The sequence below is a fragment of the Mesorhizobium sp. P2_B5 genome, from assembly GCF_056404775.1.
On the sequence record NZ_JBFUDJ010000007.1, the window covers coordinates 165420 to 182240 of the forward strand.

The following is a 16821-nucleotide window of genomic DNA, read 5'->3' on the forward strand; positions in this document are numbered from 1 at the left end:
CTTGAAGCAACGACGGTGCGGGCCTTTCTGGTTCTCTTCCGGTTGTCCAAAGACCGGGGTTACTAAAGAGGCACACCTTCATTGCCGGCAGTGCGGACGGGTCTCCCATCCAAGCCAAGGCAGACAAAGCGAACCGAGGCCGGGCAAGGCCAAGGTTCATCGCCGCGAGACGGCGTTTCATGGTTCCGGGGTCTCCACCGGCTGGTTCCATGAATTCGACGTCCCGCCTTTGTTTGACCGCGTGTTCGCGAGGCCGACAGCCCGCGTCCGCACCCTTGTGCGCGCCGAAAGGCGCGATGGAGAGACCCCGATGGCCACCCAGCGCATCCTTGACTTCCTCGCCACCCGACGTCCGTCCGGCCCCTGCCTGGTCGTCGACCTCGATGTCGTGCGCGACAATTTCCGCGCCTTCGAAAAAGCGCTGCCCGATTCCAGGATCTACTATGCGGTGAAAGCAAACCCGGCGCCGGAAATCCTGCGCCTCCTTGCTGCGATGGGCTCGTCCTTCGACACCGCTTCCGTTGCCGAAGTCGAGATGGCGATGGACGCCGGTGCGCCGGCGGACCGCATCTCCTTCGGCAACACCATCAAGAAGGAGCGTGACATTGCACGCGCCTACCAGCTCGGCATCCGGCTGTTCGCGGTCGATTGCGTCGAGGAAGTCGACAAGATCGCCCGCGTCGCTCCCGGCGCGCGCGTGTTCTGCCGCGTGCTGACCGACGGCGAAGGCGCCGAATGGCCGCTGTCGCGCAAGTTCGGCTGCGTGCCGGCGATGGCCGTCGACGTGCTGCGCCACGCCAAGACGCTCGGCCTCGACGCCTATGGCGTGTCGTTCCATGTCGGCTCGCAGCAGACCGACCTGACGGCCTGGGACCGTGCGCTGGCCGACGCCAAGAAGGTTTTCGCCACGCTTGCCGATGAAGGCATCGTCTTGAAGATGGTCAATATGGGCGGCGGTTTCCCGACGCGCTATCTGCGTGACGTGCCGGCCGCCCAGGCCTATGGCCAGGCGATCTTCTCGGCCCTGCGCAAGCATTTCGGCAACGCCATCCCGGAGACCATCATCGAGCCGGGCCGCGGCATGGTCGGCAATGCCGGCGTCATCAAGTCGGAAGTCGTGCTGATCTCCAAGAAGGCCGACAACGACAATGTGCGCTGGGTGTTCCTCGACATTGGCAAGTTCGGCGGTCTGGCCGAGACGATGGACGAGGCGATCCGCTACCCGCTGGTGACCCGCCATGACGGTTCGGAGACTGCGCCTTGCGTGCTCGCCGGCCCGACCTGCGATTCGGCCGACGTGATGTACGAGAAGACGCCGTATCCGCTGCCCTTGTCGCTGACCATCGGCGACGAGGTACTGATCGAAGGCACCGGCGCCTACACGACCACCTACTCGGCGGTCGCCTTCAACGGCTTCGAGCCTCTCCGATCCTACGTGATCTGACGGTTCGAAAGGACCGATCAGATCATCCCAGGTGGGCGTTTGTCGCCCACTTGGGTTCGCCTGTGGAACAAGCTCCGCTCGTGAAGGATCGCGGAATTGGACGTTGCAAATTACATTGACGGTGCCGTGGGGATCTCCCCCCTTGAGGGGGAGATGGCGGGCAGGCCAGAGGGGGTCGCCTCGGCTGCCTCGACTTCTTTTGCGATAAGGGGCGTTGGCGCTTCACGCGCGGCGACCCCCTCTGTCGCCTTCGGCGACATCTCCCCTTCAAGAGGGGAGAGTGTCCGCGCCATTGTCATCGTCGCTGAAACTGCGGCCGACATTGCATCGCGCGAGGCACTGCTTGACGATGCCATGGGCCAGATGCGGCGCAAGAAATCGTCGGAGAAGCTGCGGCGTGGCCGCCGGCCTTCCGAAGGCCTCGCCTTTGTCGTGCGCGATGCGGCGGGCGCGGTTGTCGGCACCGTGCGGCTGTGGGATGTGCGGCTGGGCGAGGGCGGTCCGGCGGCCCTTCTGCTCGGCCCGCTCGCTGTCGACCCGGCGCTGAAGAACGCCGGAATTGGCTCGGCGCTGATGCGCCATGCGCTGGCCGAGGCCGCGCGTCTCGGCCATGCTGCGATCCTGCTGGTCGGCGATGCGCCTTACTATGGTCGCTTCGGCTTTTCGGCCGACAAGACCGGTTCTCTCGCCATGCCCGGCCCGTATGAGCGGCACCGCCTGCTGGCGCTGGAGCTGGTCGAGGGCGCGCTCGACGGCGCGCACGGCACGGTGAAGGCGGCCGGGCGCAAGCTCAAGGCGCTGCCGCTGACCTTCGCGGCGTAAAGCCTTCGGCTTCTAGGGCGCAAAAGCCTGGGTCGACAAAAGCAAAACGCCGCCTGATGGGCGGCGTTTTGCTTTTGCGACGGGATTAGCCAAGCAACTGGCTGAGCGCCATGGCGACTGTCATGTCGCCTTCGACCTTTATCTTGCCGGACATGAACGCCATGGTCGGGTTGAGGTCGCCGGCGATCAGCGAATCCAGATCGTCGAGCGACAGTTTGACGGTGCAGTCGGTCGGAACGTCGGTGGTCGAGACGGTTGCGCCGTCGATGACGATGACGCCGTCGCTGCCGGTATCGAACTTCACCGAATGTTCGAACCCGGCGCTCGCCACGCGCGACTTCATCTTCTCGGCAATCTCCTGAACGCCCATGCTGTTCTCCTCGTCTCGTTGCGTTTTGCCACGCGTCAGTGCCGGCCTCTGCCGAAGTCGCTGTCTCGCGCGTGCCGCGATCCTGGTCGCTTGGCGCATATAGCTTCGAGTTGACGTAAACGTCAACGCGGTGCGTCATCTCGTTTCAGTCGGAAGGAACAAAGGCGAAGGGAACATCCCTCCTGCGGCGGGGTCAGTGCTCCGCGGCCGGTTTGGCCGGCTCGCCTTGGGCCGATTCCGCCGCGGCCGGTTCGGTCGGCGTGGCCGGGTCCTTGCGGCGGCGCATGGCGTTGTCGCGGATCTCGTCCTTGGTCAGGAAGTTGACCTGGTCGATCAGCACTTCGTGCACCAGATCGGCGCCGACGCGGACATTGACGGTGTCGCGTATGGCCTTGCGGAAGGCGTCGAGATCGATGGTTTCCTTCTTGGTGAAGTCGATCTGCGGGTTGGAATAGAGATAGGAATAGACCTGATCGGTCATCAGCGCTTCGGCCGGGATCGACATCTTCTTTATCTCGGCAGGCTCGACCGTGTAGACGAGCTTGGTGAGGAAATAGCCGTCGATCTTCGAATTGCGGATCAGCGGCACCGAGATGATGTCGGTCTTGACGTAGTCGAGACCGCCCAGCATTGGCTTCGGCGTTTCGCCGACGCCGCGCTCGCCGGCCGCCTGGAACGAATAGAACACGGCGCCCAGCGTGGCGGCGCAAATCCAGATCGCGGCGGCGATGAATTTGATCACCGGCTGTTCCCGCCTGTTGCCGAGATCATCAGCTCGCCCATCCGAATTCGCCGGCCGAGTAGGTGCCGTCGGCTTCGGCGCGCTGGATGGCGTTCTTCAGGAGCGTCGCGACCTCGTTGACCGCGTTGAGGTGGGCGAGGATCGCGGCCTCGTTCTTCGCCAGCTTCTGGCGCAGCCGCGCCAGGCTGTCGCGGTGCTCTTCCAGGAACTCGAGCTCGTTGGCGCCCTTCATGGCGCGGGTCAGCTCATAGAGGTAGCGGCTCTTGCGGGCGTTCGAGGCCTTGAGGTCGTAGCTCGTGTCGTTCTTCAGGCCCGCCGTCTCTTCCTCGACCGCCTCCTCTATGCGGCCGATGATGGCGGCAAGGTTGCCCGGACGTGCAAAGGGGATCGGCGCCTCGGAAGTACGTGCCGGCAGGTTGGAAGAGAATTTTGAAAAATCGGCCATTGAAAATCCTGGTCTAGATCTTGATGTCGGTTTTGATGGTCGTCTCGTCGCCGGTCATCGACCGTGCGGCCTTGCGCTGCAATTCCTCGACCAGCGAGGTGGAGAGCCGGGTCTGCTGGTCGATCTCGGTCTTGTGCGGCCCGGTTGACACCGGCCCTATAGGCACGGTGCGCTTGCCGTCCTTGTAGTGGTCGGCGAGCAGCGATTTGGCGATGCCGATGCCGCCGCGCTCGGCCATGACGTCGGCGACGCGCTCGGCCAGCTGCGATTTCCACATGTCGCCGGCCAGCCCCTTGCCGTAGACGCCCTCGGTGTCCTTGGGCAGCATGTTCTGGATGAAGGTCTGCAGGACCATCGCCTCGAACTTCTTGAACTTGTTGGCGGGATCGGCGCCTGCAGCGGCCTTGTCGGCCGTGGCGCGCGACAGTATCGAGCCGGCGTCGACGGAAGCCGCCATGTCAACAGAGAAGGCGCCGCCAACGCCGTTGGCCCGCTTGGTGAGCGCGGCACGGGCAGCCTCGATGTCCGTCGGGTCGACGGCTCGGGCAACATCGAGAACGATGTCACTGGGTGGAGAAATCGCCAAGAAAGTCCGCCTCTTTGCCGGGTTTCCTGGAAGGACCATGCCGCAACAAGCTTGTGGCAGGCTTGCGCGGGAGAGGGCGGAATGCAGGCGTGTTGGGCAGCCTAGACTGGTCGTCGTTCCAGTTCCTCCGTCGAAACCTCATAGATCTCATCCGCAGTCGGCTTAATCGCTCGAGCCGCAATAGATTGCGTTCACACTCTATATGAGGTATAGATTATGAACGTAATCTAAAAACCGGAGATGACGATGCGCGTGAGTCGGACCCAAGCCGCGGAAAACCGCCAAGCCGTGATCAATGTGGCGAGCCGTCTTTTTCGGGAGCGAGGCTTTGACGGCATCGGCCTTAAGGATCTGATGAAGGGTGCCGGACTGACCCAAGGCGCCTTTTACAAGCAATTCGCGTCAAAGGACGACTTGGCTGCGCAGGCATCCAGGCGGGCGATGGAGAGCGCCACCCACCGGTGGTCGGCCGCAACAGCAGCAAACCCCGAGAATCCGCTCGACGCAGTGATCTCGTTCTATCTCAGCATGGATCATCGCGAAGAAAAGATGGACGGCTGCCCGGTCGTTGCACTCGGCTCGGATGCTGCCAGACAGGGTGCCGACGTCAAGGCGTCATTCGAAGCCGGGATCAAGGAGTACCTTGAGATGCTCGGCAGTTGGGTTGGCGAGGCCGACGGCGACGAGGCCCGCGGCAAGGCCATGGCCATTCTCTCGACAATGGTCGGCGCGGTGCTGCTCTCGCGGGTCGTCAACGACCCGGGCCTCGCGCAGGCTTTTCTGGATGCGGCGACCGATCAGGTTCGCGAAGCAGTCACCGCTTGAACGGCGTGGACAGCGCTGTCGGCGCACCCAAGTGATAGGAGAATAGATGCGACGGATTGTGGTTACAGGCATGGGGGCGGTCACGCCCCTTGCTGCCGATGTTGAAGCGTCCTGGTCGCGTCTCCTGGCCGGCCGCTCGGGCATCCGGAGGCTTCCGGACGATGTGGTGGGCGACCTGCCCGCGAAGGTCGGCGGGGTGGTGCCCTCCATAGAAGAAGATCCGGACGCTGGTTTCGATCCGGATGCCGTCCTGCCGCCGAAGGATCAGCGCAAGGTAGATCGGTTCATCCTCTTTGCGCTGGCGGCGGCGGAAGAGGCGCTTGTGCAGGCAAAATGGAAGCCGGGCTCGGAAACGGACCGCCTGCGCACGGCCACGATCATCGCTTCAGGGATCGGCGGATTTCCCGCCATCACCGAGGCGGTGCGCACCGTCGACTTGCGTGGCGTCCGCCGCCTGTCGCCCTTTACGGTGCCGTCCTTCCTGGTGAATCTTGCTGCAGGCCACATCTCGATCCGCCATGGCTTCAAAGGCCCACTCGGCGCGCCGGTGACGGCGTGCGCGGCCGGCATCCAGGCGATCGGCGATGCGGCTCGTCTTATTCGCGCCAATGAAGCTGATATTGCCGTATGCGGCGGGACGGAAGCATGCATGAATATCGTCAGCCTCGGGGGGGTTGCCGCGGCACGCTCTCTTTCGACCTCCTTTAATCACCGTCCTGATGAGGCCTCCCGACCGTTCGACAAGTCGCGCGACGGCTTCGTCATGGGCGAAGGAGCTGGCATGCTGGTCATCGAGGAATTGAGGCATGCGCTGGCGCGCGGCGCAAAACCGCTCGCCGAGCTCGTCGGCTACGGGACGACCGCGGATGCTCACCACGTCACTTCTGGTCCCGAGGACGGCGACGGTGCGCGCCGAGCCATGGAGATCGCAATTGCGCAAGCAGGGATTTCGCCGCGCGAGGTTCGTCATCTCAATGCGCATGCGACCTCCACGCCAGTAGGCGACCTGGGCGAGATCGAGGCAATCAAGAGCGTGTTCGGGCGCGATTACGCGATAGCAGTCAGCGCAACGAAATCGGCGACCGGACACCTGCTGGGCGCGGCTGGCGGGCTTGGTGCCATCTTCGCGATCCGGGCGCTCAGGGATCAGGTCGCCCCGCCGACCCTCAATCTGGGCGCGGCCGATCCGGCCGGCGACGGAATCGACTTCGTCGCAAACGTGCCCCGGCCAGTGGAGATGGAGTACGCGATCTCCAATGGATTCGGCTTTGGCGGCGTGAATGCCAGCGCCTTGTTCAGGCGCTGGAACCACCCGGTAGCCTGACGCGAGCGCCAGAGGCAGTCATGACTGACGCCCTTTGCTCCGACCTTTCATGCTTCTCCAACACCGATCCAACGCAAAGAAGGAAATGATTTCCATGAACAAGACCAATCCTGGCGTCGCCCTCGTCACAGGGGCATCCTCCGGCATCGGGCGCGCAACCGCCAACACCCTACGGAACGCGGGCTATCGCGTATTCGGAACCAGCCGTCGCACGGTCTCCAAACAATCCGACGGCGTTACCATGCTGACCTGTGACGTGACCGACGACGCGTCCGTTGCGAAAATGGTCGATGACGTTCTGGCCAAGGCCGGACGCATCGACCTGCTTGTCAACAATGCCGGCATGGGTCTGTTTGGCGGCGCGGAGGAGTCCTCGACCGCACAGGCTCAGGCGCTGTTCGACGTCAACGTCTTCGGCGTTTTCCGCGTGACCAACGCGGTGTTGCCGGCAATGCGACGCCAAGGGAAGGGCAGAATCGTTAATTTGAGTTCGGTACAGGGGTTTATCCCCGCCCCCTATTTCGCGCTTTATTCGTCGACCAAACATGCCGTTGAAGGCTATTCCGAATCGCTCGATCACGAATTGCGCCCGTTCGGTATTCGCGTTTCGTTGGTGGAGCCCGCCTATACCCGCACGTCATTCGAGGACAATCTCGCCGCCCCCGATCGGTTGCTTGATATTTATGATTCCGCCCGCGCTGGCATGACTGTAGCCGTGCGGAAAGCGATGGAAAAAGGCGATGCGCCCGAAGTGGTAGCCCAGACCGTTTTGGCCGCTGCGATCGATCCCACTCCGAAGAAACGCTACGCGGCGGGAAAAATGGCGCGCCAGGTCAGTTTCCTGCGCCGTTTCGTCCCCGCGTCCGCATTCGACAAAAGCCTGCGAAAGCAGCTCGGGCTGCCGGTCTGACGAAAGGACATCAAGATCGCGGGGCCTAAAGGGTATCGAGCGGCCAGTCGGCGTGGTAAAGGCTGGTTTCGGGTCAAAGCAAAAACTCTCGCCGCTACTCCTGCCCCCCCTTCTGGGCGATAAGATCCAGCCGGTCGCGGTCGGAGCGTTCGCGCTCGTCCTGGCGGCGCACATCCTTGTAGGCTCGCTCGACCATGTTGGTGCGCGCCGTCGCGGTGGCGATCAGCCCGACCTCTTGCCTGGCGCTTTCCAGGCTCGCTTCCTGCCGGATCAGCGCGTTGGCGATGCGGCGATGGTAAAGGTCTGGAAACAGGACCGCCATCGACTGGTCGGCGTCGAAATGCTGGACCAGCTCCTTGGCCTCGGTCTCTGCGGATGCCGCCGCAGCCACGAAGCTCGCATGGCGGGTCTCGTGCAGCGCCTTCAACTGCTCCTGTACCTTGACCAGTTTCTTCAGCCGTTCCTTGCGCGTTGTCATCTCACCTCGCCAGCGTCAGGTCGACGAAGCCGTCGACGAAAAGCGACAGCATGGTGCCGATGGCGAAGTAGAAGATGATCATGCCGCCGGCAATGACGAAGGGCAGCGAGATGAAATAGACCGGAATCTGCGGCGTCAGCTTGTTGACGAAGCCGATAGTCAGGTTGACGAGGATGGCATAGGCGATGAACGGGCTGCCGAGCCGGAGGACCAGGAAGAAAGCGTCCGACACCGTGTCGGTGAGATCGACCAGGGCGGCCTGCGGGTTGAAGAAGACGTTGACCGGCGCCACCGTGTAGGAGGCAACCAGCGCGCGGATGATCTCGTGGTCGAAATCGAAGACGAAGAGCAGCAGCAGCGCCGAAAATGAGATGATGGCGGCAAGAGCCGGCTGAGGTTCCGGCTCCTCGATGGCGGGGCCGCCGGTGCCGCCATAGCCGATCAGCATGGCGATGGCCGAGCCCATGAAGCGCAGCGCCTCCATGTAGAGCCTGGTCATGGCGCCGATCAGCCCGCCGACGAGCAGTTCGGAAATGATCATCGGCGCCAGCACCTGCGGACGCGCATCGACGAAGGGAAAGATCTTGTCCCACAGGAAGGCGAGCAGGCCACCGGTGGCGGCGATCGACACGAACAGCCGCACCTGGACCGGTACGCGGGCGCTGGACAGGCCCGGCATCAGCATGAAGCAAGCGCCGATGCGGCAGAAGGCGAGGAAGGCGGCGATGACGACGCCTTGCGACAGTATGTTCACGAGATCGTCCCGAGCACCTTGATCTCGACGCCCTTGGCGATTTCGACATGGGAGAGCACCGGCAGGGTGGTGAACAGGCGCTCGATGATCATGCGCACATAGGGCCGGGCATCGGGCGCGGTGACGAGGACAAAACGCTCGCCTGCCTCGAGATGTTTGCGGATCGCCTTGGTCGCGTCCTGGCCGAATTCTTCCAGCTGGCGAGGGTCGATGTCGAATTCGCGCACCTCGCCCTTGGCGTCGCGCTTGAGGCTTTGGTGGAAGGCGAGGTCCCAGCGGTTGCCGAGGCGCAGCACCTTGAGCATGCCGCCTTCGGAGAGATCGCCGCAGATCTGCTGGGCCATGCGGATGCGGACATGCTCGACGATCTGCTCGGTGCGGCGCACATGCGGCGCGATCTCGGCGATGGCCTCGATGATCAGGTGCAGGTTGCGGATCGAGACGCGCTCGGCGAGCAGCAGTTTCAGCACCGCCTGCAGGCCGGGATAGGAGATGTGCGAGGTGCAGATCTCGTCGGCGAGCTTGCGGTATTCCGGATCCTGGCGTTCGAGCAGCGCTTTCATGTCCTTGTAGGACAGAAGCTGCGGCAGGTTGTTGCGGATCACCTCGGACAGATGGGTGAGCAGCACCGACATGTTGTCGGCAAAAGTGTAGTTCTCGCGCTTCAGATCCTCGGCGAAGGTTTCGAGCACCGAGAAGGCGCGCATGCCGAAGGCCGGCTCGCGGATTTCCTCGCCGGGAACGTCGGGCAGGTCGCGGGTGCCGAGCAGCACCATGATCTCGCCGACACGCATCTGGTATTCGGCAACGACGGTGCCATGGACCTTGATCTGGTAGCTCTTCGGCGGGATGCCGAAATCGTCGGCGACGCGCACTTCCGGTACGACGAAGCCGTATTGCGTGGCGAACTTCTTGCGCATCTTGGCCATGCGGAAGACCAGTTCCTGGTGCGACACCAGCAGCCGCGTCGACAGCTGCTTGCCGATCAAAAGTTCGATCTCGGCGGTGGTGAGCGAAGCCTTGACCGAGTTCTTCTCCTCCTCGACCTTGTCGGCCTTCTCCTGGTCCTTGAGCGCCTCGACGGCGGCAGCCTCTCGGTTGGCGCGCATCGGGATGACGTAGCCGAGGCCGGCCATGCCGGCGGCGAGCGTGAAGAACGGGAAGAACGGCAGGCCGGGCATCAGGCCGAGCAGGACCAGCAGCGAGGCCGCGACGTAGAGCGCGCGCGGATGGGCGCCGAGCTGGCCGAACACCGCCTGGTTGGTCGAGCCGCGCGTGCCGCCCTTGGAGACCAGCAGGCCGGCGGCGAGCGAGACGATCAGCGCCGGAATCTGGGTGACGAGGCCGTCGCCGACCGACAGCTTGATGAACACATCGGCGGCTTCGCCCATGCCCATGCCATGCCTGATATAGCCGATGGCGATGCCGCCGACGATGTTGATGGCGGTAATGATGAGGCCGGCGATGGCATCGCCGCGTACGAATTTCGAGGCGCCGTCCATCGAGCCGAAGAAGGACGATTCTTCCTCCAGTTCTCTGCGGCGCAACTGCGCGGTCTTGTCGTCGATCATGCCGGCGGACAAATCGGCGTCGATCGACATCTGCTTGCCGGGGATGGCGTCGAGGGTGAAGCGGGCGCCGACTTCGGCGATACGGGTGGCGCCCTTGGTGATGACGATGAAGTTGACCACGATCAGGATCATGAAGACGATCAGGCCGATGACGAAGTCGCTGGCCATCACCAGTTTGGAAAAGCCGGCGATGACATAGCCGGCGGCGTGCGTACCCTCATTGCCGTGCGACAGGATCATGCGCGTGGTGGCGATGTTGAGGGATAGCCGCAGCATCGTCGCGATGAGCAGCACGGTCGGGAAGGACGAGAAATCGAGCGGCCGCTGGATCCACAGCGCCACCATCAGGATCAGCACCGACAGCGCGATCGAGAAAGCGAGTCCGATGTCGATGAGGAAGGCCGGGATCGGCAGGAACAGCACGGCCAGGATGATGACGATGCCGATGGCGAAGAAGACATCGCGGCCGTTCTTGGCCACTGTTCCCGTCGCTAAGCTTTCGCTGATCGCCATATCGTCCCCGAGCCATGGACTGCCCGAACATGAGGGCAGCCCTTCGAGCCTAACCGGCCAAGCTTGCGCGAGGGTGGGAGGACTGGTTACTTGCCGCGAAGAACAGAGGCCTTGAGGAAAGATCATGCTGGTGATCATCGGTACCATCCGACTGCCGGCGGAGAGGCTCGACGAAGCAAGGCCGGCCATGCAGCGCATGATCTTGGGCAGCCGCACTGAACCCGGCTGCATCGACTATTCCTATGCGCAGGACGTGCTCGACGCCGGGCTCATCCATGTCACGGAGGTGTGGAGCGACAGGGAAGCGCTCGAAGCGCATTTTCGCTCGCCGCACATCGCCGACTGGCGGGCGAGCTGGGCAGCGCTCGGCATCGGCGAGCGCAACCTCATGCTTTATGAGGCCGGCGAGCCCAAGCCGACTTGAGGACCAGGCAACAGCTGGAGATGGCCTAGCAGGCATTGACCTGTCTGCAGGACCAACCGCCGCCATCGGTATCGTGGCAATCTTCATAGCTGCCGTAGCAGGTGTTTGTCGAATTGCGATACCAAGGATAGCCGCCAGGACAGCAGACATCTTGTTGTGCAGTCTGGATAAATTCCTTTGCCGGTCGGCTTTGGTTTTCCGGATTGCCTCCCGACAAAAGAGACGTCGGGTGTGACACAGACCTAACCGGCATATCCACGCTTGAATTGCTTACGGCAGACGAGCTCAAAAAAATCATGCCAACAGCTAATGAAAAAAATCCCCGCGCACTCATGTTCTCCTCCCTGAGGAAATAGAGACGGGCAAAAAATACCATAGTTGCCTCGATTGCGTAAGCGATCGCTCATATAGCCCGCAAGGGACTGAAGCGGGGCGGCGAGCCTGGCTGATCGGCAGGACGGCCAAGGTCGGCCGGCTTGCCCGCCTGAGCGAAGGAGCTGCCGTCTTTCGCGGCTCGCCGCAACGCCAAAATGGCGCCACAAGCAGTCGACATTGCGATTGCCACGCAATGCCGCCGGGCGTAACAGGCACGGCAGCTTTCATCCCTCGCACCCGGCGAGCCGTTCCGTTGCCTAATGAACCCCAGGTCTATGCCCGTCGCCTGCGCGCGGTGCTGATCCGATCGGTCCCGCTGCTCGAGGCGCGCGGCATTGTCATCGTTGCCCTGGCCGGTGCCGTCGGGGTGATCTCGGCGGTCCTGGTCACCGGCATGAGCGAGGTCGTGCAAGGCCTGCATTTCCTGTTGTTCGGCGTCCAGCCCGGCGGACGGCTGTCGGGGATGTTTTCGCTGCAAAGCCCGTTCCAGGCGCTGATTCCAGCGATCGGCGGCATCCTGCTCGGCCTGACGGTGATCTGGCTGCGGAAGCGGAAATTCCGCACCCCGGTCGACCCGATCGAGGCCAATGCGCTGTACGGCGGACGCATGTCGCTTACCGACACCTTCATCATCGCCGGGCAGACGATGATCTCCAGCGGCTTCGGCGCTTCGGTCGGCCTGGAGGCCGGCTACACGCAGGTCGGCTCCGGCCTGGCGTCGCGGCTGGCGCGTGCGCTGCGACTGCGCCGCAACGATGTGCGCATCCTGGTCGGCTGTGGCGCGGCCGGCGCCATCGCCGCTGCCTTCGATGCGCCGCTGACCGGCGCCTTTTACGGCTTCGAGCTGATCATCGGCATTTATTCGGTCGCCAATGTCGCGCCGGTGATGACCGCCGCGATCTGCGCCTCGCTGACCGCCGAGATGTTCGGCGTCGTGCCGTTTCCGATGGAACTCTCCGGCCTGCCGGAGCTGACCGCCAGCCAGTATCTGCCGTTCCTGCTGCTCGGGTTGCTGGGCGGTGCGGCCTCCATCGCCATCATGCATCTGGTCAGCCTGGTCGAGCGTGGCTTCGCGCGTCTGGCAATCGACGGTTCGCTTCGCCCGGTCATCGGCGGCGTCGCCGTCGGGCTGCTCGGGCTGATCACGCCGCAGGTTCTGTCCTCAGGCCATGGTGCGCTGCATCGCGAATTCGCGATGAATTACGGCCTCGCCGTCGTCGCCAGCGTCTTTGTGCTCAAGTTGGCGGCGTCGGCGATCTCGCTCGGCTCCGGCTTTCGCGGCGGTCTGTTCTTTGCCTCGCTGTTCCTCGGCGCGCTGCTCGGCAAGGCCTTTGCGGGCGTGATGGCCATAATTTCGCCGGCGACCGGCATCGACCCTTCCGTCGCCGCCGTTGTCGGCATGACGTCGCTTGCCGTGGGCGTCGTCGGCGGGCCACTGACCATGACCTTCCTGGCGCTGGAATCGACCCGCGACCTGACGTTGACCGGCGTCGTGCTGGCGGCCTCGCTGATGGCGGCGATCCTGGTGCGCGAAACCTTCGGCTACTCCTTCTCTACCTGGCGTTTTCACCTGCGCGGCGAGACCATCCGCAGCGCTCATGATGTCGGCTGGATGCGCAATCTGACGGTTGGGAAAATGATGCGCCAGGATGTTCGCACCGTCGATGCCGCAAAGACGCTTGCCGCGTTCCGCAAGGATGTGCCGCTGGGCTCGGCGCAGCGCGTCATCGCCGTCGATGAGGACCAGCATTATGTCGGCGTGCTGATCGTCGCTGAACTGCATAGCGACCCGTCCGACGGCGAGACGCCGGTGTTGGCGCTGGCCAAATTCACGGATGCGGTGCTGGTGCCGACCATGAACGTCCAGTCCGCCGCCGAAACCTTTCAGCGCGCCGGTGCCGAGGAACTGGCGGTGGTCGAGGACTTCGACAACCGGGCCGTTGTCGGACTTTTGACCGAGGGCCATCTGATGCGGCGCTACGCCGAGGAACTCGACAAGGCGCGGCGCGATCTGTCGGGTGAGGGCTGAGGGTTAGAGCAATTCCAGGAAAAGTGTGAGCGGTTTTCCGTCCGCAATTGCGTCAAAACAAGAAGATTGAGCGGTTCTCCGTTTCCGTCAAACGGTGAAACGCTCTAATTGGCGGTCTTCCGGCTTTGCTTGGCGACAACATCGGCTTTCCGCAGCAGAGTTGGGGCCGGCGCGAAGGGACTCAGCCTGAATTTTTCGATATGTTTGGCGCGGCCTTGCCTTGCGATGAGATAGTTTGTCATCAGTCTCTCCTCAACGGGCTCCGACATAAAGAACCCTTGAGCGCCGTGGCAGTGTTCGTGGATCAGAAAGTCGAGTTGAGCTTCGTTCTCCACCCCTTCCGCGACAACGGTCAGACCTAGCGAATTGGCCAGCGCGATGATCCCTCGAACCACATTCTGTTTCCTGGTGGAGGAAGCCAGATCGCCCAGGAACGAGCGATCGATTTTCAGTTGGTTCAAGTTGAAATCGGCAAGATATCCGAAGCTCGCATTGCCCGACCCAAAATCGTCGAGTGCCAGGCTGACTCCGATTTCTCGAATTTTGCCGATACTCTCCAGGGCATTGCGGCTGTCCTGGATAAATATACCTTCCGTGATCTCCAATTGCAGGCGCGATGGCGGCAATCCGGTCTGCTGCAGCATTTCGGTGAGGTGCGTCAGATAGGCATAGGCCTGGAGGCTTTTTCCAGAGACGTTGACTGAACAGATGAACTCCTCGGCGGAAATAGGCATCCATTTGGCGGCTTGCATGCAAGCCTTGCCCAGAACCACCTTGTCGAGTTCCAATATCAAATCACTCCGCTCCGCGATTGGAATGAACGATGCCGGCGGACGAACCGCCCCCGAGACAGCATCGCGCCAGCGGACCAGTGCCTCGGCACCGGTCATGCGGCCGGTCGCCAGTTCGAACTGGGGTTGCCAAACCAGGAAGAACTCGTCGCAATTAAGCGCCCGTTTGATGGCTGCTTCTTCACCAAGCTGCATGTCGATCTGACTTAGGATCGAGGGCGAAAACGTCACGAAACCGGACCGTCCTTCGGCCTTCGCCTTGTAGAGAGCACTGTCTGCGTTGTGCAGCAACATGGAGATGTCGGAACCATGTTGGGGGAAACACGCCATGCCGATGCTGGCGCCAATGCGCACCTGGTGGCCCTCCAACTCGGCAAACCTGTTCAACTGCTCGCGCAAACATTTTCCCAAATCGTCACCAACGTTCCGCTCGGCAATAGCCATGATCGCAAATTCGTCTCCGCCCAATCGCACGGCGGCTATGTCGTCGGGCTGCTCGACCGACTCAAGGATTTCGGCAACCGCTTTCAGTAGCAGATCTCCGACGTGATGACCGAAGGTGTCGTTCACGCTCTTGAAGTGGTCGAGATCGATCAGCAGCAACTGAAGCTGTTTGCCGGTCTCCCTCGCCCGGTCCAGCATGGCGTCCCTGTTGGCTGCCATCCAGGCACGATTCTTCAACCCCGTCGTCGCGTCGCGCCAGGCAAGAAATTCCAGCTGCTTTATCGTTTCCCGGCGCCCGATGAACAGAACCGCCGTTCCCATCGCCAGCAGCGACAGGATCGTCAAGGCAAAGGCTATCTGATAGTTGAACCTCCTCAAGCTGACTTCCGACGAATAGAGATCGGCGTTAACTTCCTCGCCGTATTTGTAGTACTCGTCGTTCATCCGGCCGACGATCTGCTCAAGCTCCAAACCCAGTTCCGTCAGGCTTTTTTGATCGAGCGGCAGCCCCGCCGCAATCACGACATCAAGTCGCTTCACCGCATCGTCGACGCGCGGCACGATGCCTGCATAAGCTGGAATTGCGCTGATCGTCTCTCTGCCGTCGATCCGATCGAAGCGTATGTAAACCAGGTCGTTTGCCGCCGACAGTTGATCGAGGCTCTCCTGGGAATTGGGAGCGCCTTCGGCGAGTGAGATCATATCCCTCAGGTGGGTCACGTCGCGTATCGCGATATGGAATTCGCGGATGGCGAAGAACCCGAACCTAGGCAGCGATGACTCGATCTTGCTGATACTGACAAACAGCATGACGATGAGGATCGCGGAACCGATCGCCGCCAGCCCTATGGCGCTGCCGTAGGTAAGCGGAATTTGCCAGCCTCTCAGTCGAGTACCTACCATTGAGGCCTACAGCCGATCAGTTGCCGGACTCGATTGTCTTGATCAGCCAGATCCATCGCGGCTTACGGATCGGCGTGTCGAAGGCGGGGTGGTCCTTGAGAGGATAGATCAGGCGGGTCGGTCCCTGCGTCCGTCGGGTGAGCAACTCTCCGTCCTGGCGGGTTGCTAGAAGCAGAGGCCCTTCCGTCCAATCTTCGTGCGGAATTACCTGCACGTATTCGTCCACTGCCCGCAGGGTAACGGAATCCCTATCTTCCAACCCCACGGATTTGAGCACGTCTCGGAACAGAACGCCTTGAAAGATCAGTTGCCCGTTCTCGAAAGGACTTGTGGTGACGACCTTGTAGAGGCCAAGCTTTTCCAACTGCCGCAGCGTGATCGGGATCGACTTGCCGTCCTTCTGAACGTTGAAAGCCACAGTCTCTGGTGGCTCCGGAAAGCTGGCCGGTTCTAGCGCCCAAACGGGCAACACGCCGATCGCCAGGACAGTCAGCATCAGCAGGCTGCGCACAAGCATAAACCGGCCCTTCTTTAGCAAGGACAACATCTCACTATCCTTCCCGCCCAGCGGAGCCGCTACGGATCTTGGCCGCAGGATCTCGCTGGCTAACAGTCGATACTGCCGTTCAAAGCTTAATTTATTGGTCGGTTTCGTTTCGAAACTGGCGGCGATCGCCGACAGCCTCACAGGCCACTGACTATGGAGCCCGACTTGATCGACCTTTCGACCTTCCACGATCTCGCCAAGGCCGAGATCGGCGCGTTCTCGCCAAGCCGACCTCCATCGAAGGCGATCAGCTCGAGGCCGTGCGCTCGTTCTTCCAGTCGCCGGACGGAACCGTCGATATCGGCATCTGGGAATGCACGCCCGGCCGCTTCACCGCGGATCGTTCGGACTCGTCGGAGATCTGCCACATCATCTCGGGGCACGTGGAACTGAGCCGCATCGACGGCGAGGTGCGCGAACTCGGTCCGGGCGACCTGCTTGTCCTGCCGCAAGGCTGGAAGGGCGAGTGGCGGATACACGAGACCACGCGCAAGCTCTACATGATCCAGAGCACCGGCTGAGGG

The 16821-nt window shown here is 62.4% G+C and carries 17 protein-coding genes and 1 pseudogene; 8 read left to right on the forward strand and 10 right to left on the reverse strand.

Annotation, left to right across the window (positions count from 1 at the left end; genetic code table 11):
* Positions 1–310 precede the first annotated feature (310 nt).
* Together odc2 and AC1D1N_RS22465 are read left to right on the forward strand one after the other, a co-directional pair.
* Positions 311–1444: an ornithine/lysine decarboxylase gene (gene odc2, locus AC1D1N_RS22460; protein ID WP_112559429.1), complete on the forward strand. Its 1134-nt coding sequence runs from the start codon at positions 311–313 to the stop codon at positions 1442–1444.
* 153 nt (positions 1445–1597) lie between these two features.
* Positions 1598–2266: a GNAT family N-acetyltransferase gene (locus AC1D1N_RS22465; protein WP_477351103.1), complete on the forward strand. Its 669-nt coding sequence runs from the start codon at positions 1598–1600 to the stop codon at positions 2264–2266.
* Positions 2267–2351: 85 nt separating this feature from the next.
* Here the strand turns inward: AC1D1N_RS22465 and AC1D1N_RS22470 are convergent, their stop codons facing one another.
* The 4 genes from AC1D1N_RS22470 to AC1D1N_RS22485 all read right to left on the reverse strand — a co-directional run bounded on the left by AC1D1N_RS22470 (position 2352) and on the right by AC1D1N_RS22485 (position 4409).
* On the reverse strand, positions 2352–2636 hold the full coding sequence (locus AC1D1N_RS22470; RefSeq protein WP_477351105.1) for an SCP2 sterol-binding domain-containing protein: 285 nt from the start codon (positions 2634–2636) through the stop codon (positions 2352–2354).
* 193 nt (positions 2637–2829) lie between these two features.
* Positions 2830–3378 carry a hypothetical protein gene (locus AC1D1N_RS22475; protein WP_436261225.1) on the reverse strand — a complete coding sequence of 183 codons (549 nt, stop codon included), beginning with the start codon at positions 3376–3378 and terminating at the stop codon, positions 2830–2832.
* 28 nt (positions 3379–3406) lie between these two features.
* Positions 3407–3823 carry a hypothetical protein gene (locus AC1D1N_RS22480; protein ID WP_192254483.1) on the reverse strand — a complete coding sequence of 139 codons (417 nt, stop codon included), beginning with the start codon at positions 3821–3823 and terminating at the stop codon, positions 3407–3409.
* A 13-nt stretch (positions 3824–3836) separates the two neighbouring features.
* The gene (locus AC1D1N_RS22485; protein WP_352556161.1) at positions 3837–4409 is read right to left on the reverse strand and encodes a rod-binding protein; all 573 of its coding nucleotides are present in this window, start codon (positions 4407–4409) and stop codon (positions 3837–3839) included.
* Positions 4410–4655: 246 nt separating this feature from the next.
* On the opposite strand from AC1D1N_RS22485, the gene AC1D1N_RS22490 reads away from it, so the two are divergent.
* From AC1D1N_RS22490 to AC1D1N_RS22500, 3 genes are all read left to right on the forward strand, one after another.
* Entirely contained in the window at positions 4656–5234 is a 579-nt protein-coding gene (locus AC1D1N_RS22490) for a TetR/AcrR family transcriptional regulator (RefSeq protein ID WP_477351247.1), read from the forward strand.
* A 46-nt stretch (positions 5235–5280) separates the two neighbouring features.
* Positions 5281–6558 (forward strand): beta-ketoacyl-ACP synthase II, encoded by a 1278-nt coding sequence (gene fabF, locus AC1D1N_RS22495; RefSeq protein ID WP_477351107.1) that lies wholly within the window; start codon positions 5281–5283, stop codon positions 6556–6558.
* Between the two features lie 94 nt (positions 6559–6652).
* Positions 6653–7468, forward strand: coding sequence for an oxidoreductase (locus AC1D1N_RS22500; protein ID WP_477351109.1), 816 nt, complete (start codon positions 6653–6655; stop codon positions 7466–7468).
* A 94-nt stretch (positions 7469–7562) separates the two neighbouring features.
* On the opposite strand, the gene AC1D1N_RS22505 is transcribed toward AC1D1N_RS22500, so the two are convergent.
* From AC1D1N_RS22505 to flhA, 3 genes are read right to left on the reverse strand one after another with little or no spacing between them, the layout of a single operon-like run.
* Positions 7563–7946: a hypothetical protein gene (locus AC1D1N_RS22505; protein ID WP_477351111.1), complete on the reverse strand. Its 384-nt coding sequence runs from the start codon at positions 7944–7946 to the stop codon at positions 7563–7565.
* Position 7947: 1 nt separating this feature from the next.
* The gene (gene fliR / locus AC1D1N_RS22510) at positions 7948–8700 is read right to left on the reverse strand and encodes a flagellar biosynthetic protein FliR (RefSeq protein WP_477351113.1); all 753 of its coding nucleotides are present in this window, start codon (positions 8698–8700) and stop codon (positions 7948–7950) included.
* Complete coding sequence (flhA, locus tag AC1D1N_RS22515) at positions 8697–10784, reverse strand: flagellar biosynthesis protein FlhA (protein WP_477351115.1); 2088 nt, start codon at positions 10782–10784, stop codon at positions 8697–8699. The genes fliR and flhA overlap by 4 nt, the downstream gene beginning before the upstream one ends.
* Positions 10785–10908: 124 nt before the next feature.
* Here flhA and AC1D1N_RS22520 point away from each other — a divergent pair, with 124 nt between their 5' ends.
* On the forward strand, positions 10909–11208 hold the full coding sequence (locus tag AC1D1N_RS22520) for a putative quinol monooxygenase (protein WP_477351117.1): 300 nt from the start codon (positions 10909–10911) through the stop codon (positions 11206–11208).
* Between the two features lie 25 nt (positions 11209–11233).
* Here the strand turns inward: AC1D1N_RS22520 and AC1D1N_RS22525 are convergent, their stop codons facing one another.
* Positions 11234–11584, reverse strand: coding sequence for a hypothetical protein (locus AC1D1N_RS22525; protein WP_477351119.1), 351 nt, complete (start codon positions 11582–11584; stop codon positions 11234–11236).
* 192 nt (positions 11585–11776) lie between these two features.
* Between AC1D1N_RS22525 and AC1D1N_RS22530 the strand changes: the two genes are divergently transcribed.
* Positions 11777–13612, forward strand: coding sequence for a chloride channel protein (locus tag AC1D1N_RS22530; protein WP_436261217.1), 1836 nt, complete (start codon positions 11777–11779; stop codon positions 13610–13612).
* Between the two features lie 104 nt (positions 13613–13716).
* Here the strand turns inward: AC1D1N_RS22530 and AC1D1N_RS22535 are convergent, their stop codons facing one another.
* Both AC1D1N_RS22535 and AC1D1N_RS22540 read right to left on the reverse strand, forming a co-directional pair.
* A complete protein-coding gene (locus AC1D1N_RS22535) occupies positions 13717–15750 on the reverse strand; it encodes a putative bifunctional diguanylate cyclase/phosphodiesterase (RefSeq protein ID WP_436261216.1) in 2034 nt (677 codons plus the stop codon).
* Between the two features lie 16 nt (positions 15751–15766).
* Positions 15767–16486 (reverse strand): putative pterin-binding protein, encoded by a 720-nt coding sequence (locus tag AC1D1N_RS22540; protein ID WP_477351121.1) that lies wholly within the window; start codon positions 16484–16486, stop codon positions 15767–15769.
* On the opposite strand from AC1D1N_RS22540, the pseudogene AC1D1N_RS22545 reads away from it, so the two are divergent.
* A pseudogene (locus AC1D1N_RS22545) lies at positions 16451–16818 on the forward strand (cupin domain-containing protein). The gene AC1D1N_RS22540 and the pseudogene AC1D1N_RS22545 overlap by 36 nt on opposite strands.
* The last annotated feature ends 3 nt before the right edge of the window (positions 16819–16821 follow it).

Coding starts and splice junctions, on each gene's coding strand:
- AC1D1N_RS22490 (WP_477351247.1), top strand. CDS start 4,656: ATGCGCGTGAGTCGGACCCAAGCCGCGGAAAACCGCCAAGCCGTGATC.
- AC1D1N_RS22470 (WP_477351105.1), bottom strand. CDS start 2,636: ATGGGCGTTCAGGAGATTGCCGAGAAGATGAAGTCGCGCGTGGCGAGC.
- AC1D1N_RS22480 (WP_192254483.1), bottom strand. CDS start 3,823: ATGGCCGATTTTTCAAAATTCTCTTCCAACCTGCCGGCACGTACTTCC.
- AC1D1N_RS22535 (WP_436261216.1), bottom strand. CDS start 15,750: ATGGTAGGTACTCGACTGAGAGGCTGGCAAATTCCGCTTACCTACGGC.
- fabF (WP_477351107.1), top strand. CDS start 5,281: ATGCGACGGATTGTGGTTACAGGCATGGGGGCGGTCACGCCCCTTGCT.
- AC1D1N_RS22520 (WP_477351117.1), top strand. CDS start 10,909: ATGCTGGTGATCATCGGTACCATCCGACTGCCGGCGGAGAGGCTCGAC.
- odc2 (WP_112559429.1), top strand. CDS start 311: ATGGCCACCCAGCGCATCCTTGACTTCCTCGCCACCCGACGTCCGTCC.
- AC1D1N_RS22465 (WP_477351103.1), top strand. CDS start 1,598: ATGGCGGGCAGGCCAGAGGGGGTCGCCTCGGCTGCCTCGACTTCTTTT.
- flhA (WP_477351115.1), bottom strand. CDS start 10,784: ATGGCGATCAGCGAAAGCTTAGCGACGGGAACAGTGGCCAAGAACGGC.
- AC1D1N_RS22505 (WP_477351111.1), bottom strand. CDS start 7,946: ATGACAACGCGCAAGGAACGGCTGAAGAAACTGGTCAAGGTACAGGAG.
- AC1D1N_RS22525 (WP_477351119.1), bottom strand. CDS start 11,584: ATGGTATTTTTTGCCCGTCTCTATTTCCTCAGGGAGGAGAACATGAGT.
- AC1D1N_RS22530 (WP_436261217.1), top strand. CDS start 11,777: ATGCCGCCGGGCGTAACAGGCACGGCAGCTTTCATCCCTCGCACCCGG.
- AC1D1N_RS22500 (WP_477351109.1), top strand. CDS start 6,653: ATGAACAAGACCAATCCTGGCGTCGCCCTCGTCACAGGGGCATCCTCC.